This is a genomic window from Massilia agilis, from assembly GCF_024756255.1.
Classification (GTDB): Bacteria; Pseudomonadota; Gammaproteobacteria; order Burkholderiales; family Burkholderiaceae_D; genus Telluria; species Telluria agilis.
Genome location: NZ_JANUHB010000002.1, coordinates 1,291,180 through 1,305,740 on the forward strand (window position 1 = coordinate 1,291,180; position 14,561 = coordinate 1,305,740).

The window sequence follows — 14,561 nt, forward strand, 5'->3', positions numbered from 1 at the left end:
GGCTGAAGTGCGCAAAACGCGGGATGAAGTGCGCGATTTGCGGAACAAGCCGTCGTGACGGGCGCGCTTGCGCGGCGCTTTGTTCTACAGTGCTCGCTTGCACATGGAGCGAGACCACAGCATGCATACGATTCCCCTCGTCGCCACCACGCGCGGTTATCCGGACAGCGGCTACACCACCGAGAACGTGCATATGGGTTCGGTGGCGGTGGTCGATGTCAACGGGCGATTGCTGTGGTCCGCCGGCGACGCAAGCTACCTGACCTTCACCCGCTCGTCGCTCAAGCCGTTCCAGGCGCTGCCCTTCATCCTCGATGGCGGCGCCGATCGCTTTAGCCTGTCGCGCGACGAAGTGGCGCTGCTGTGCGCCAGCCATTCGGGCGAAGAGAAGCACGTGCAGGTGGTGCGCGCGATCCTTGGCAAGATCGGGCTGGACGAACAGCACCTGGAGTGCGGCTGCCAGGTCCCGCTGTATTACGACATGGTGAACCTGCCTCCGCCGGCGGACCGGCGCTGGAGCGCGCTGCACCACAACTGCTCCGGCAAGCACAGCGGATTTCTAGCGTGGTGCCGGCTGCACGGCGCGCCCACCGCGCGCTACGTCGATCCGCGCCATCCGCTGCAGCTGACGATCCGCGCGCGGCTGGCCGAGGCCGCGGGCCTGCCGGCGCAGGCGCTGGCGTGCGGCATCGACGGCTGCTCCGCGCCCAACTATGCGCTGCCGCTGTCGCTGCTTGCGCACCTGTACGCGCGGCTGGCGCAGGGCGAGCGCGACGCGCGGCTGGGCGCGGCATTCGGTCCGCTGTTCGACGCGATGACCGCGCGGCCCGACCTGGTGTCCGGGGAGGAGCGCAGCGACCTGCACCTGATGACCGCCGGGCGCGGCGACTGGGTCTGCAAGATCGGTGCTGATGCGGTGCAGGCGATCGGCGTGCGCTCGGCGGGGCTTGGCATCGCGATCAAGATCGCCGATGGCGGCAGCCGCGCGCTGCACACGGCCACCTACCGCGTGCTCGACCAGCTTGGCCTGCTCGACGAACACGCTCGCGCGGTGCTGGAGCGTTATCGCCAGCCGCCCATCAAGAATGCGCGCGGCACGGTGGCGGGGGACATTCGGCCGCTGTTCGAGCTGACCCGGGCGCGCTTTTCGTAGGGTGGGCGGGTTTCCCGCCCACGCGTTCAGTCAAGGCCTGCCGGATCGGAACGCTTGGGCGGGGAATGCTTGCCGGATCTGAACGCGTGGGCAGGAGACCTGCCCACCCTACGAAACCCCCAGCAAGGCTGCGACATCCGTCGCCGGTTTGTCACAAAATCACCTTCCACCCGGCACACATAGTTTACGCATTTCGTTTTCTTGCGATAAACTAGATAGCTACCTACCTATTTGATGGTGAATTATGTCCGTTCTACCCGATCCGACGCCGCAGGAGCGCTTTTCCACCGTGCTGCACGCAACCGCGCGCAGCTGGCGCTTGGCACTGGACGCGCGCCTGAAGGACCTGGGCGTGGGCCAGTCGGGCTGGCTGACGATCGCGATCCTGGCCAAGTCCAAGACCGAGCTGTCGCAGCGCGCCCTTGCCGACCAGCTGGGCGTGGAAGGCCCGTCCGTGGTCGCCATGCTCGACCGGCTCGAATCGGCCGGCCTGGTGCTGCGCGCGCCCTGCCCCACCGACCGGCGCGTGAAGCTGGTCCACCTGACCGACGCCGGCCGCGCGCTGTTCGCCAAGGTGCGCAAGCAGGCCGACGCCTTCCGCGCCTCGGTGCTGGGCCAGGTGCCGCCAGCCGAACTGGCCGCCGCCACCGCCCTGCTCGAATCGCTGCGCGAGCGCATCGAGGAGATGCTGTGAGCGCTGCCGCCACCGCTCCGCCGGGAGCTCCGCCGATCAACCGCACCATGATCACGATCTCGATCATGCTCGCGACCGTGATCCAGGCGCTCGACGGCACGATTGCCAACGTCGCGCTGCCGCACATGCAGGGCAGCCTGTCGGCATCGCAGGACCAGATCACCTGGGTGCTGACCTCCTTCATCGTGGCCGCCGCCATCGCCACCCCGCTCAACGGCTGGCTAGTAGACCGCTATGGCCTGAAGAACGTGTTCCTGGCCTCGGTGGCCGGCTTCACCGCGGCTTCGGTGCTGTGCGGGATCTCGGCCACGCTTACCGAAATCGTCATCGCGCGCATGCTGCAGGGCGTGTTCGGCGCGGCGCTGGTGCCGCTGTCGCAGGCGGTCCTGCTCGACATTAACCCGCGCGAAAAACACGGCTCGGCCATGGCGGTGTGGGGCATGGGCGTGATGATCGGCCCGATCCTGGGACCGACGCTGGGCGGCTGGCTGACCGACCAGTACAACTGGCGCTGGGTATTCTTCATCAACGTGCCGATCGGCGCGATCGCGTTCTACGGCATCTGGCGCTATATCCACGCCACGCCGGCAGCGCGGCGCGTGAGGTTCGACACCTTTGGCTTCGTCACGCTGTCGGTGGCGATCGGCGCGCTGCAGATGCTGCTCGACCGCGGCGAGCAGAACGACTGGTTCGGCTCCACCGAAACCTGGGTCGAGGCGATTCTGCTGGCGATGAGCGCCGCCTACTTCATCGCCCACACGGCCACGCGCCCGGCCGGGCAATCGTTCATCGACTACCGGCTGCTGCTCAATTCGAACTACGTCACCGGCCTGCTCCTGATCTTCATCGTCGGCATGGTGCTGTTCGCCACCCGCGCGCTGATGCCGACCATGCTGCAGGGCCTGATGGGCTACCCGGCCATGCTGGCGGGCCTGGTCACGGCGCCGTCTGGCCTGGGCACGATGCTGTCGATGCTCGTGGTGGGCAAGCTCACCGGCCGCGTGGACTTTCGCCTGCTGCTGGGCATCGGCTTTGCAGTGACCGGCTTCTCGCTGTGGCAGATGACCCAGTACACGCTGGTGCTCTCGCAAAGCGACATCGTGTGGCCGGGCGTGATCCAGGGGATCGGCATGGGCCTGGTGTTCGTGCCACTGTCGGCCGCCACCTTCGCCACGCTGTCGCCGCAAATGCGCGCCGAAGGCACGGCGCTCTACAGCCTGATCCGCAACATCGGCAGCTCGATCGGCATCGCGCTGGTGCAGACCCTGTTGGTGCGCAACACGCAGATCGCGCACAGTTCGCTGGTCGAGCACGTCACCATCGCCAACCCGGAGCTGGGCAACCCGGCCGCCGCGCTGGCCGGCTCCGGCGCTGCCGCGCTCAATGCCGAGATCTCGCGCCAGGCCTCGATGATCGCCTACGTGGACGACTACTGGCTGATGATGATCCTGACCGCGGCCGTGATCCCGGCGCTGCTCCTGATCCGCCCGCCCAAGCGCAGCGCCGCGCCAGCCCAGGTGGACCACGCCGCCCTCGAATAACCATGAAAGCTAAAACGACAGTGCGACATTTACGACTCACGAAAGCGGCGGGCGCGGTGCTGGCGCTTGCCCTGGCCGGCTGCGTTCACGTCCCGGCCGACACCAGCGCCGCCAAGGCGCCCGACTTCGCGCAGGCGCAGCACGAAGCGGCGCTCAAGCTGGCGCGCGACGCGTGGCCGGCGCAGCAATGGTGGAAGGAGTACGGCGACGCGCAGCTGGACGACCTGGTGGCGCGCGCGCTCACCAACGGCCCGTCGATCGCGGTGGCGCAGGCACGCGTGGCCACCGCGCGCGCCGCGCTGCGCGCCGAGGAAGCGGCCGGTGGCGCGCAGGTGGGCCTGAACGCCAGCCTGAACCGCCAGCGGTACTCGGCCACTGGCCTCTTCCCCGAGCCGATCGGCGGCAACTGGTTCAACGATTCGACCGTGCAGGTCAAGGCCAGCTATGACTTCGACTGGTGGGGCCGGCACCGCGCGCTGGTGGCCGCCGCGCTGGGCGAAACCAGCGCACGCCAGGCTGAAGCCGCGCAGGCGGCGCAAACGCTGTCGGCGGCGGTGGCGCAAAGCTACTTCCGGCTGCAGATGCTGTGGGCGCGCGAGCGCAACGTGGCCGCGCAGCAGGCGGTCCAGCGCGACGTGCTGTCCGGACGCCAGCAGCGCCTCAAGCAGGGCCTGGTCAACATCGACGCCGTGCAAGGCGCCGAACAGGACCTGGCCAGCCTGAACCAGCAGGCGCAGTATTTCGCCACCCAGGCCGGGCGCGAACGCGAGGCCCTGCGCGCCTTGATCGGCGCGGACAGCGAGGGCATGCCAAAGCTGTCGTTCCAGCCGCCGCAAGGGGTGCAGGCCGCGCTGCCGGCACAGCTGGGCATCGAACTGCTGGCGCGCAGGCCCGACCTGCTGGCCGCGCGCTGGCGTGTGGAGGCTGCGCTGGGCCGCACGCGCGCCGCCGAAGCCGCGTTCTACCCGGACCTGAACCTGATGGCCGCGGCCGGCCTGAACTCGGTGTCGCTGTCGCGCCTGCTGCAGTACGGCAGCCGCACCATGCTGGCCGGCGCGGCGCTGAACCTGCCGATCTTCGACGCCGGTCGCCTGGAGGCCGGGCTGGGCGAAGCACGTGCCCAGCGCGACGAGCTGCTGGCCGACTACAACCAGTCGGTGCTGGTCGCCGTGCGCGACGTGGCCGAAGAGGCGGCCACGCTGTCCGGCATCGCGCAGCAACGCCGCGCCTACCAGGAAGCGGTGGACAAGGCCGCCAGCCTGGAAGCGAACGCGCGCACGCGCCTGAAAGCAGGCCTGGCCGAAAGCGCCGCCGTGCTGCAGGCGCAACTGGCCACGCTGCGCCTGCGCGACGCCGGCCTGCAGCTGCGCGACGCTGAACTGCAGTCGCAGGTCGCCCTCGTCAAGGCACTGGGCGGCGGCTACCGCGCCTCACCGATCCAGACCGCCGCCAACAACCAACAAGACAACCACGCCATCGCCAAATGAGTAACGAAACCACCGCCCCCCACGAAAAGAAGCGCCGCGCGTTCCTGCTGGCGATCACCGCCCTGTTCATCCTTGGCGGCCTGGCTTACGCCGCCTACTACGTGCTGGTGCTGTCCAAGCGCGTCGAAACCGACAACGCCTACGTCGGCGGGAACCTGGTCAACGTGAGCTCGCAGGTGACCGGCAGCGTGGTCGAGATCCGCGTGGACGAGACCCAGCTGGTGCAGGCCGGCACCGAGATCATCAAGCTCGACCCGTCCGACGCCCAGGTGGCGCTGGCCCAGGCCGAGGCCCGGCTGGGCACCGTGGTGCGCCAGGAACGCGAGCGCTACACCACCGTGCAGCAGCTCGAAGCGGCGGTCGAGCAGCGCCGGGTCGCGCTCAAGACCGCGCAGGAAGACCTGGCGCGCCGCCTGCCGCTGGCCGCGAGCCAGATCGTGTCGGGCGAGGACGTGGCGCACGCGCGCCGCAACGTGGAAGAGGCGCGCGCCGCGCTCGACGTGGCGCAGAAGCAGGCCGCCGCCGCGCGCGTGACCGTGGCCGGCGTGGCGCCGCAGCAGCACCCGAACGTGCTGGCCGCAAAGGCCGACTACCTGTCCGCCTGGCTGGCCGCGCGCCGCAACGCCATCGTCGCGCCGGTGACCGGGTACGTCTCCAAGCGCAGCGTGCAGGTGGGCAGCCGCATTGCGCCGGGCACGCCGCTGCTGACGATCGTGCCGCTGAACGACCTGTGGGTGGATGCCAACTTCAAGGAGTCCGAGCTGCGCGACATCCGCGTGGGCCAGCCGGCCACGATCGAGGCCGACATGTACGGCAGCGACATCAAGTTCCACGGCAAGGTGGTGGGCCTGTCGGCCGGCACCGGCAGCGCGTTCTCGCTGCTGCCGGCGCAGAACGCGACCGGCAACTGGATCAAGGTGGTGCAGCGCCTCCCGGTGCGCATCTCGCTCGACCCCAAGGAACTGGCGGCGCACCCGCTGCGCGTGGGCCTGTCGGCCACGGTGGACATCGACATCAGCAACAAGCAGGGCAGCGCGCTTGGCACCGTGGCCCAGCCCACGGCGCGTTACGAGACCAGCGTGCTGACCCAGCCGCTGCAGGAAGCGCAGGCCGCCACCGACGCGATCGTCGCCAGGAACCTGGCCAAGTGACCCTGCTCTTCCCGCGCTATGCAAGCGCGATCGGCGCCGTGGACCTGCAGCAGGTCGCGGCGCCTTTGCAGATCCCGGACAGCTTCCTGGTCAGGAGCGAAGGCAGGCTGTCCACCTACTACATCCCTTTCGAATCGATCAACGCGGCGGCGAAAGTGGTCGTGGTCGGCATCACGCCCGGCTTCAACCAGTGGAAGAATGCGGTGGCCGAAGCGCAGCGCCAGCTGGCGCGCGGCGCCGCGCAGGACGAGGTGCTGCGCGCGGCGCGGGTGGCCGGCGCCTTCAGCGGCGCGATCCGCCCGAACCTGGTGGCGCTGCTCGATGCGATCGGGGTTGCGCGCTGGCTCGGCATCGAGAGCTGCGCCTCGCTGTTCGGCGCGCATGCGGACCTGGTGCAGGTGACCTCGGTGCTGCGCCACGCGGTCTTCGTCAACGGGAAGAACTACAGCGGCACGCCGCCGATGACGCGCACGCCCTTCTTGCAGCAGCAGGTGCTGGAATGGTTTGGCGCCGAAGCGGCCCAGCTGCGCGGCGCGCTGTTCATCCCGATGGGCGCGGCCGTCAGCGACGCGCTCGACTGGCTGGCCGAGCGCGGCGTGATCGACCCGGCCCGCATCCTGCACGGCCTGCCCCACCCGTCCGGCGCCAACGCGGAGCGGGTGGCCTACTTCCTTTGCCGCAAGGACAAGGCCACGCTGTCGGCCAACACCAACGGCGACCAGATCGACGCAACCCGCGCCGCGCTCACCGCGCAGGTCGCCGCCCTGATCGCCGCGCGCATTTAAGCCGCGGGAGCCGGCCCCACTTCGAGCTGGAAGCCAGCCACGCCATCGAGCCCGCCGCGCACGCGGTCGCCGGGCACAAGCGGCCCCACGCCTGACGGGGTGCCCGTGAAAATCAGGTCGCCCGGCATGAGCGTGACGTAGCGCGACAGGTGCGCGATCACGTCCGCCACCGGCCAGATCATCTCGTCCAGGTTGCCGTCCTGCTTGACCGCGCCATTCACCTCGAGCCAGATGCGCGCGCCCGACGGATGGCCCACCTGCGCAACCGGATGCAGTTCACTGCACGGCGCAGACGCGTCGAAGCCCTTGGCCATGTCCCACGGCCGGCTCATCTCCTTGGCCACGGCCTGCAGGTCGCGCCGGGTCAGGTCGATGCCCACGCCATAGCCCCACACCAGCGACAGCGCGTCCGCCACCGCCACGTTGGCGCCGCCCTTGCCCAGCGCGACCACCATCTCGATCTCGTGATGCATGTCGCGCGTGGCCGGCGGATACGGCAGCGTGCCGGCCGCGGGCACCACCGCGTCGGCCGGCTTGGTGAAGAAGAACGGCGGCTCGCGGTCCGGATCGTTGCCCATCTCGCGCGCGTGCGCTGCGTAGTTGCGCCCGACGCAAAAGACGCGCCGCAGCGGAAAGCGCTCGGACGATCCGGCAATCGCGAGCGACGGGATGGCGGGAGGGGTGATGGCGAACGTGGTCATGCTACTGATCCTTCCGAAAAGAAACTCTGGGGCTGCCCAACGGCAATCATTCAAGCATACCGGCGCCCACCAGGCAATGCAAACGCGCGCTTGCTGACGCGCGTCGAACGGCCCTGCCCGGCGCCCGCTTAGTATTGACAGGCAGAGCCTGCATACGGATCTTGCCGGGAGCAACATGGGTCGCGGGGAATGGCTGAAGCGGCGGTACTACCGGTGGCGCCAATACGTTCCCGCGCGCCTGCTCTACCATTCCGACTACTTTCGCATCCTGCAGCTGTCCGGCGCGCCGCCGCACGTGCTTGACGCGGTCATCGACGAACGGCTGCGCCACGTGCTCCGGGCGGCCGTGCGCCACGTCCCCTTCTATCGCCGCTGCATGCGCTTGTCCGCCGGCGAACTGGCGCACGCACCGGCGCACGAACTGCTGGCGCGCTTCCCGTTCATCGACAAGCGCACCGTGATGGCACAGCAGCGCGACTTCCTCGACGAGCGCATCAACCCGCGCTGGCTGATCTACACCACCAGCAGCGGCTCGACCGGCGAAGGCATCGGCGTCTGGCGCACCAAGCGGCTGGCGGACATCGAAAAGGCCTTCTTTGCCCACGCGTGGTCGTGCTTTGGCTTCAGCTTCGACAAGGCGAAGTACCTGCGCATCGGGGCAGACGCCGCGCGCCCTCGGCACGAAGCGCCGGCACGGGTATGGGGCAACCGGTTGCTGCTCTCGCCCTACCACCTGGGCGAGGAACACAAACCGGCCATCCTCGACGCGATCAACCGCTTCCGGCCACGCTTCGTGCATGCATACCCGAGCACCGCGGCTGCGCTGGCGCACATGCTCGCGCCTGGTGAGCTCGACTTCGAGGTGGCCGCGGTGCTGCTTGCGTCCGAGCCGGTGAAGGCCGGCCAGCTGGGCGCGATCGAAAAGCTGTTCCGCTGCCCGATCTCCATCAGCTACGGACTGACCGAGCGGACCAACCTGGGGTTCGCCGAAGGCTCGGGCGGTGTGTGCAGCGCCTACCGCTTCAACCGTCTGTATGCCGTGAACGAGAACCGGGTGAACGCACACGGCGCCGAGATCGTGGGCACCTCGCTGTGGAACGACGTGATGCCGCTGATACGCTACCGCACCGGCGACTACGGCACGATCGGCGCCGACGGCGCCTGCCAGGCGATCGACGGCCGCGAACAGGACTTCCTGCTCGACCGCACCGGCCGCCGCATCCCTGGCCTGACCGTGATCATCGACCCCGATACGTGGGAGTTCGTGCGGACCTGGCAGATCTGGCAGAGCCGGCCGGGCGCAATCACGATTGCGCTGGTCCCGCGTGCCGGCAAGCTGACGAGCGCGCAGCGGCAGCTGGTGCTGGCACGGCAGCGCGAACGGTGGGGCGAGTTCTTCGACATCTCGGTGCAGGTGGTGCCGGAGGTGGTGCGCGCGCCGGGCGGCAAGCACCGATTCGTCGTCTCGAACGCAAGCGGGTAGCGCCACCGCGCAGCGCAAAGTGCATTAGACTTGCGGATCCCAACCACGCAGCACGTTCTCGCGACCATGAAGATAAGGAATCGTTGGATGCTGGCGGCGCTGGCCGCCTGCAGCGCCACCGCCTGCGCCCAGGAGGCGGCGCCGGTCACGCCCTACCGGCCATCGGTATCGACGCCGGCGCAACTGCCGGCACCGGGCCAGCTCGAATTCGAATTCGGCGCGCTCGCCGCGCGCGGCAGGCAACCCGCGCGCGACAGCCTGCCCTACACCTTCAAGCTGGCCTTCGACAAGGACTGGGGCGTGCTGCTGGGCGGCGAAGCGCTCGTGCACACGCGCGACGGCGGGGCTGCCGCCACCGGCATCGGCGACACCTCGCTGGTGCTCAAGCGCGCCTTCATCGTGAATGACGCCAGCGCCTTTGGGCTGGAGCTGGGCGTGAAAGTGCCCACCGCCAGCAGCGCCATCGGCAGCGGCAAGGCCGACTGGACGATCAACACGATCTACAGCCGCGATTTTGGCGACCTGCACATGGACGCCAACCTGAACGCGACGCGGCTGGGCGCCCCCGATGCCGGCGCCGCGCGCATGCAGACCGGCGCCTCGGCCTCGTTCTCGGTGCCGCTGGACGAACGCTGGTCGGCCACCGGGGAGCTGTCGGGCCTGCACAACGCCGGCGCGCCAACCAGTGCGCAAGTGCTCGCGGCGCTCGGCTACATGCCCAACAAGCGGCTTGCGCTGGACTTTGGCTTGACCCGCGGCCTCGCGCCGGGCGCCGCCCGCTGGTCGCTGTTCACGGGGATGGTGGTCCCGCTGGCCAACCTGCGCTAAGGCTTATTTGGGATAGCCGACCGACTGCGCCAGCATCACCCGCTGCGACGGCCCGAGCCCGAGCGCCGTGGCAAGCGCCGGCCGGTCGATCGATCCGCGCACCACCACTGCCAGGCCTTCGGACGCGCAGAACAGGTACACGTTCTCGCTGATGTGGCCCGCGTCGGCGATTGCATAGAAGCGCCGGTTCTCGTCGGTGTCGCGGCCCAGTTTGTCCAGGTCCGCCACGTACACCAAATTGAGCGGCGCTTCGCCGGGAAACGGCTGCGTGCCGGTGAGTGCGCGCAGGTCGCCGGTGTGGACGGGCACCAGTTTGTTGGCTGCGGGGTCGTAACGGTAGCTGGCGCCGGGCAGCACCACGTAGATGCTGATCTCCTGCGCGTTGTGCGCCGAAGGCGCCGTGCGCCCGCCGGTATCGGGACGGTTGATGCCGAAGGCCGCCCACAGCATGTTGGAGAGCTGCTGCGGCTGCAATGGCTTGTGCGCGAACTCGCGCGTGCTGTGGCGGCGGCGCAGCGCCTGCATCAGCGGCGCGCCGCCGTCCGTTTGCGGGGCGGGCAGGACGATGGCGGGCAGCACCCGGTCCTGCGCCTCGCCGGCGGTTTGCCCGGCAGTGAGAAGGCCGGGCACCAGCAAGCCGGCCTTCAAGCTGCGTCCGAGAGACGAATTCATCGCTTGTACCTCCCTTTCCTGCCCTTCTGACCGCGGCCGGGCAAGCCGGTTCCGCGGCCCGCGATCAGCTTGCGCGCGGGCGGCGCTTGCCGAAGAAGGTCGCGGGATCGAACAGCGACACGTCGAACGCGTCGAGCGTATTCTTGAACAGCAGGCCCAGCTCGGTATCGCCCTCCAGCGCCAGGCGGCGGCTGAAGAACAGCGTGTCCGGGTCTTCCTCGCGGCGCGCCAGGCGCAGCAGGTCGTGCGCGCACGCGCCGATGGTCAGGTCGGGCGTGCCGACGGTCTTGGACGGCACGAAGGCGTTGCCCTGCCACTTGAAGTCGAACACGATGCGCGCGTCGGACACGCGCAGGCGCAGCGTGCGGCCGGCCAGCGCCTCGCGCACGTCGGCGGGCAGCTGCGGCGCCAGCACCAGGTTCAGGCCGCGCGTGAACAGCCACGAGCCGGGGTACGCGGGCAGGCGCGCGAACACGCCGGCAATCGGCGCGGGCATGGTGTAGGTTTGCGTGGTGGTCTGCATATGCATCCTTTCGTCGGTCATTCCTGGCCGGGGTCGCCGTACCAGTAGCCATTGCAGGGCCGTCCCGGCATCAGCGGCTCCAGTTGTTGTTGGGCGCTCTCGCCATCGAGCTCGCCGCGCCGTACCTGGTCGAAAATCCGGATCACCTCGCCGGTGTCGGTGGACTGCGGGCTGATGCGCAGCACGTCCACGCCCAGCTCGCGCATCTCGTCCACCTGGCCCACCAGGCAGTTGACCGAGGCGGACTGGGTCTGGGTGCCGTTCAGGACCAGGAAGGGTTCGCCTTCGCGGGTGGACAGCAGCATGCCGTCCGGGTGCTGCAGGCAGCTGAACTGGCAGTCGTCCTTGGGCAGGTTGCGGTTACGCGCGGTGAAGCAGCGTGCGGAAAAAGCGAGCGGCATGCGGCCGTAGGCGAACACCTCGGTCTCGAGCAGCTCGGGCATGTCGCGGCGCAGCTCGGCCAGCTGGCTGCGGCCGATCTCGACCGGCATAACCCAGCGGCGCGCGCCCATCCCCGACATCAGCGACAGCGAGGCGCTGTTGTACAGGTTCAGGTGCGGCCCGGCGACGAAATCGCCGCGCCCGGCCACGCGGCGCACCGCGCCCATGTCGTTGGCCTCGACGCGGTAGCGGCCATTGGCCGTGATCTTGCGCTGTGTGGCCAGCTCGGCGTTCGACTCAATCAGGGTCTGGGTGGACATCACCACTTCCTTGCCGCGTTCGGCCAGCATCTCGGCCACGTCTTCCCAGTCCGACAGGCGCAGCTCGTGGCGGCGCGAGCAGACGGTCTCGCCAAGGTAGACGATATCGGCCGGGGTGTCGGCGATCATCTGGTAAAACTCGAAGACGGTCTCGCGCGGCCAGTACGTCAGGATCGGGCCGACCGACAGCTTCAGGGTTCGTTGGGTTACGTCTGTCATGTCACTTCCACTTCCGATGATATGCGCCCAGCGTGTGCTGCTGGCCTTCCGCGACCGCGTTCAGCGCGGCCATCCACGCCGGCTTGACCGAGTAGCGGCCGGCCGGGTCGCTGGCTGCGTCGATCGCGTCGCGCCACACGCGCGTGACCTGCGCCACGTAGGCCGGGCTGCGCTGGCGGCCCTCGATCTTCACCGCGCGCACGCCCATCTGGATCATCTGCGGCAGCACCTCGATGGTGTTCAGGCTGGTCGGCTCTTCCATCGCGTAGTATTCCTCGCCGCCGACCTCGAAGCGGCCCTTGCACAGGGTCGGGTAGCTGGCGTTCTCGCCCTCGGCATAGCGGTCGATCAGCACGCCGTTCAGGCGCGCTTCCAGGCCCTTGGGCCCTTCGAACCAGCGCACCGCCTTGGCGGGCGAGCACACGCCGTGGGTGTTGGGCGACTCGCCGGTGCAGTACGACGACAGCGAGCAGCGGCCTTCCACCATCACGCACAGGCTCCCAAAGCCGAACACCTCGATCTCGACCGGCGTGTTGCCGATCAGCTGTTCGACCTGCGCCAGCGACAGCACGCGCGGCAGCACGGCGCGCGCGATGCCGAAGCGCTCGTGGTAGAAGTTGATCGCGTCGTGGTTGGTGGCCGATGCCTGGACCGACAGGTGCAGGCGCAGCTGCGGATGGCGCTCGCTGGCGTACGCCATCAGGGCCGGATCGGCCATGATGATCGCGTCGATGCCGGCGCCGGCGGCCCTGTCCACCGCCGCCTGCCACAGCTTCATGCTGTCAGCCTGCGGGTAGGTGTTCAGGGCCAGCAGTACTTTGCGGCCGGCGTCGTGGGCATAGCGGATGCCCTGCTCGATCGCCTTGTCGTCAAAATTCAGGCCGGCGAAATTGCGCGCGTTGGTCGCGTCGCGAAAGCCGAGGTAGACACAATCGGCGCCGTTGTCGATGGCGCCCTTCAGGGCAGGCAGGCTGCCTGCGGGACAAACAAGTTCGAGGGGCTTGGCGGCGCGAGGCGGCGCGGCCATTGGTGCTGGGGCGTTCATGATGCGTTTGGACCGGGAGTTCAGACCCGAAACTATACGAACGCCAGCCCAACGCTTTCCTTAAACAAAATTAAGAAAAAAAACCCCATCCGGCGAGGGGTGCCCCGGCCCGGCTGGTAATTGAAAGTTTATTGATCTGCATCAACCGGGTGGCCGGCGAGCGCGGCGATATCGCGCAGTGAGGCTGCCACCGATGCACCCTGCGGGCCGCGCAGCATCTCGTCCATCCTGGCCGCGGCGCGCATCACGAAGGCCATGCGCTGGCCCACGTCGTAAAGGTGCGCGTTGGCCAGCGGCGAAAACAGGATGCTGTCGGGGCCGAGCGCATGGCAGGACGCGTCCAGCGACACGCCGACCTCTTCGAAGTCTGCCGACTGCTGCCCTGCCACCGTGCCGATCTGGTTGCTGTCCAGCGCCAGCCGCATCTTGGGGTCGTTGTACATCACGGTTTGCAGCACGTTGACCTGCTCATGCCAGGCCAGTTTCGCCACGCTCTCGTGCAGCCGCCCGGGCTCGATGAGCTCGAAGCCCTCCAAGATCTCGCGGAAAGGCTTGCCGAACGGGAGCAGCTGGCTTGCCACCGGCCAGTGCACGCGGTCGGCGATCAGGTGGCGCAGGCCGATGGCCTTGCGCATGGCGTCGATGCCGTTGCGGGTGTAGAAGCGGTGCAGCGGGTAGGCGTCCAGGAACACGGTGAGGTTGCCCAGCGAGAGCTGACCGCGCATGAAGCCTGCGCCGGTGCCGACCAGTGCGGGGATCATCACTCTGTACAGCCACTCGAAGCTGTCGGCGGTGTGCGCGGCGCGGATGTCGTCGCCCAGCCGCTGCATGGTGTCGGCGGCGTTTTGCAGGCTGCAGCCGACCTGCTTGGACGCGAAGGCGGCCAGGGCGGCCCACTGGAAGCGGTGATCTGCCAGCCAAAGCGAGGCGTAGGCGGCGCTGATGCGGCGGTTGCGCAGTGCCCGGTCCTCGATCAGCTTGCCGCCGGGCGCGATCCAGGCTTCGGCATCGCGTTGGCATGCCAGCCATTCGTCCAGCACCTGGTCGAGCTGGTGCGCTGGCTGCGCAAGGGAATCGTCCGGCATGGCCGCCTCCGTTTGTCGAATGAAGCACGAATCGACTGTACCGAGCGCTGCGGGGTGGAGCGTTGAGGGCTCACAAGATGGATGAGTCTGCTAGTTTTTCTCTGCGACGCCGAGTGTTGCGGTCTGCCAAGTTTCTCTATTTCCAGCTAGGTAAGAACGGCTATTGGAGCGCTTTCCCTACTGGATCGGCTTTGCGACGGGCGATTTTTGGATCTCGTTCAACGTGATTTCTAAGCGGGCAAAACCGTCGGAAAGAAAGGCCACCAATACCGTCTACCGCTACTGGTAGTATTGCTGCTGTGGCCCTGCTCGCAATCAGCACGACGGCCACCGCGGTCGAGAGCGACCAGCCACCGTTTACAAAAAGCGTTTGCGCCATTCTTCAGTCAATGAAGGGCCAGCAGGACGGGTGATGAGGATAGGCGAAACATCATTTGGTTTCCCAAGGCTAAGGAAAGCACATGAAGTCTTATTGGATTTGTCTAAGCGTAGT

Annotated in this window: 14 protein-coding genes; 8 read left to right on the forward strand and 6 right to left on the reverse strand. The window is 68.2% G+C overall.

Translation table 11 applies throughout. The features are described 5' to 3' along the window. Positions 1 to 121 precede the first annotated feature (121 nt). The 6 genes from NX774_RS12950 (at position 122) to NX774_RS12975 (ending at position 6,811) form a co-directional block, all read left to right on the forward strand. Entirely contained in the window at positions 122 to 1,153 is a 1,032-nt protein-coding gene (locus tag NX774_RS12950; protein ID WP_258822589.1) for an asparaginase, read from the forward strand. Positions 1,154 to 1,397: 244 nt separating this feature from the next. After that, on the forward strand, positions 1,398 to 1,847 hold the full coding sequence (locus tag NX774_RS12955; RefSeq protein ID WP_258822590.1) for a MarR family winged helix-turn-helix transcriptional regulator: 450 nt from the start codon (positions 1,398 to 1,400) through the stop codon (positions 1,845 to 1,847). 47 nt (positions 1,848 to 1,894) lie between these two features. Next, complete coding sequence (locus NX774_RS12960; protein WP_258822763.1) at positions 1,895 to 3,388, forward strand: MDR family MFS transporter; 1,494 nt, start codon at positions 1,895 to 1,897, stop codon at positions 3,386 to 3,388. 20 nt (positions 3,389 to 3,408) lie between these two features. Continuing rightward, positions 3,409 to 4,875 (forward strand): efflux transporter outer membrane subunit, encoded by a 1,467-nt coding sequence (locus tag NX774_RS12965; RefSeq protein ID WP_258822591.1) that lies wholly within the window; start codon positions 3,409 to 3,411, stop codon positions 4,873 to 4,875. Then, positions 4,872 to 6,026, forward strand: a complete 1,155-nt coding sequence (locus NX774_RS12970) for an HlyD family secretion protein (protein ID WP_258822592.1) — start codon at positions 4,872 to 4,874, stop codon at positions 6,024 to 6,026. The genes NX774_RS12965 and NX774_RS12970 overlap by 4 nt, the downstream gene beginning before the upstream one ends. Beyond that, complete coding sequence (locus tag NX774_RS12975) at positions 6,023 to 6,811, forward strand: hypothetical protein (RefSeq protein WP_258822593.1); 789 nt, start codon at positions 6,023 to 6,025, stop codon at positions 6,809 to 6,811. Before NX774_RS12970 ends, NX774_RS12975 begins: the two co-directional genes overlap by 4 nt. Here NX774_RS12975 and NX774_RS12980 read toward each other — a convergent pair. Continuing rightward, positions 6,808 to 7,512, reverse strand: a complete 705-nt coding sequence (locus NX774_RS12980) for a fumarylacetoacetate hydrolase family protein (RefSeq protein WP_258822594.1) — start codon at positions 7,510 to 7,512, stop codon at positions 6,808 to 6,810. The genes NX774_RS12975 and NX774_RS12980 overlap by 4 nt on opposite strands. A gap of 175 nt (positions 7,513 to 7,687) precedes the next feature. On the opposite strand from NX774_RS12980, the gene NX774_RS12985 reads away from it, so the two are divergent. Further along, positions 7,688 to 8,995 carry a phenylacetate--CoA ligase family protein gene (locus NX774_RS12985; protein ID WP_258822595.1) on the forward strand — a complete coding sequence of 436 codons (1,308 nt, stop codon included), beginning with the start codon at positions 7,688 to 7,690 and terminating at the stop codon, positions 8,993 to 8,995. A gap of 87 nt (positions 8,996 to 9,082) precedes the next feature. Next, positions 9,083 to 9,823: a transporter gene (locus tag NX774_RS12990; RefSeq protein ID WP_258822596.1), complete on the forward strand. Its 741-nt coding sequence runs from the start codon at positions 9,083 to 9,085 to the stop codon at positions 9,821 to 9,823. A gap of 3 nt (positions 9,824 to 9,826) precedes the next feature. Here the strand turns inward: NX774_RS12990 and NX774_RS12995 are convergent, their stop codons facing one another. The 5 genes from NX774_RS12995 to NX774_RS13015 all read right to left on the reverse strand — a co-directional run bounded on the left by NX774_RS12995 (position 9,827) and on the right by NX774_RS13015 (position 14,068). After that, positions 9,827 to 10,495: a nitroreductase family protein gene (locus NX774_RS12995; protein ID WP_258822597.1), complete on the reverse strand. Its 669-nt coding sequence runs from the start codon at positions 10,493 to 10,495 to the stop codon at positions 9,827 to 9,829. 64 nt (positions 10,496 to 10,559) lie between these two features. Next, positions 10,560 to 11,018: a ubiquinone anaerobic biosynthesis accessory factor UbiT gene (gene ubiT, locus NX774_RS13000; protein WP_258822598.1), complete on the reverse strand. Its 459-nt coding sequence runs from the start codon at positions 11,016 to 11,018 to the stop codon at positions 10,560 to 10,562. A gap of 17 nt (positions 11,019 to 11,035) precedes the next feature. Next, positions 11,036 to 11,914, reverse strand: coding sequence for a ubiquinone anaerobic biosynthesis protein UbiV (gene ubiV, locus NX774_RS13005; RefSeq protein WP_258822764.1), 879 nt, complete (start codon positions 11,912 to 11,914; stop codon positions 11,036 to 11,038). 25 nt (positions 11,915 to 11,939) lie between these two features. Next, a complete protein-coding gene (gene ubiU, locus NX774_RS13010) occupies positions 11,940 to 12,983 on the reverse strand; it encodes a ubiquinone anaerobic biosynthesis protein UbiU (RefSeq protein WP_441294961.1) in 1,044 nt (347 codons plus the stop codon). 128 nt (positions 12,984 to 13,111) lie between these two features. Next, a complete protein-coding gene (locus NX774_RS13015) occupies positions 13,112 to 14,068 on the reverse strand; it encodes a DUF2515 family protein (RefSeq protein ID WP_258822599.1) in 957 nt (318 codons plus the stop codon). Between the last annotated feature and the right edge of the window lie 493 nt (positions 14,069 to 14,561).

Bases quoted from the DNA above. Each gene is read 5' to 3' on its own strand.
- NX774_RS12985 (WP_258822595.1), top strand. From the start codon at position 7,688: ATGGGTCGCGGGGAATGGCTGAAGCGGCGGTACTACCGGTGGCGCCAA.
- NX774_RS12955 (WP_258822590.1), top strand. From the start codon at position 1,398: ATGTCCGTTCTACCCGATCCGACGCCGCAGGAGCGCTTTTCCACCGTG.
- ubiU (WP_441294961.1), bottom strand. From the start codon at position 12,983: ATGAACGCCCCAGCACCAATGGCCGCGCCGCCTCGCGCCGCCAAGCCC.
- NX774_RS12990 (WP_258822596.1), top strand. From the start codon at position 9,083: ATGCTGGCGGCGCTGGCCGCCTGCAGCGCCACCGCCTGCGCCCAGGAG.
- NX774_RS12960 (WP_258822763.1), top strand. From the start codon at position 1,895: ATGATCACGATCTCGATCATGCTCGCGACCGTGATCCAGGCGCTCGAC.
- NX774_RS12995 (WP_258822597.1), bottom strand. From the start codon at position 10,495: ATGAATTCGTCTCTCGGACGCAGCTTGAAGGCCGGCTTGCTGGTGCCC.
- NX774_RS13015 (WP_258822599.1), bottom strand. From the start codon at position 14,068: ATGCCGGACGATTCCCTTGCGCAGCCAGCGCACCAGCTCGACCAGGTG.
- ubiT (WP_258822598.1), bottom strand. From the start codon at position 11,018: ATGCAGACCACCACGCAAACCTACACCATGCCCGCGCCGATTGCCGGC.
- NX774_RS12980 (WP_258822594.1), bottom strand. From the start codon at position 7,512: ATGACCACGTTCGCCATCACCCCTCCCGCCATCCCGTCGCTCGCGATT.
- NX774_RS12950 (WP_258822589.1), top strand. From the start codon at position 122: ATGCATACGATTCCCCTCGTCGCCACCACGCGCGGTTATCCGGACAGC.
- NX774_RS12970 (WP_258822592.1), top strand. From the start codon at position 4,872: ATGAGTAACGAAACCACCGCCCCCCACGAAAAGAAGCGCCGCGCGTTC.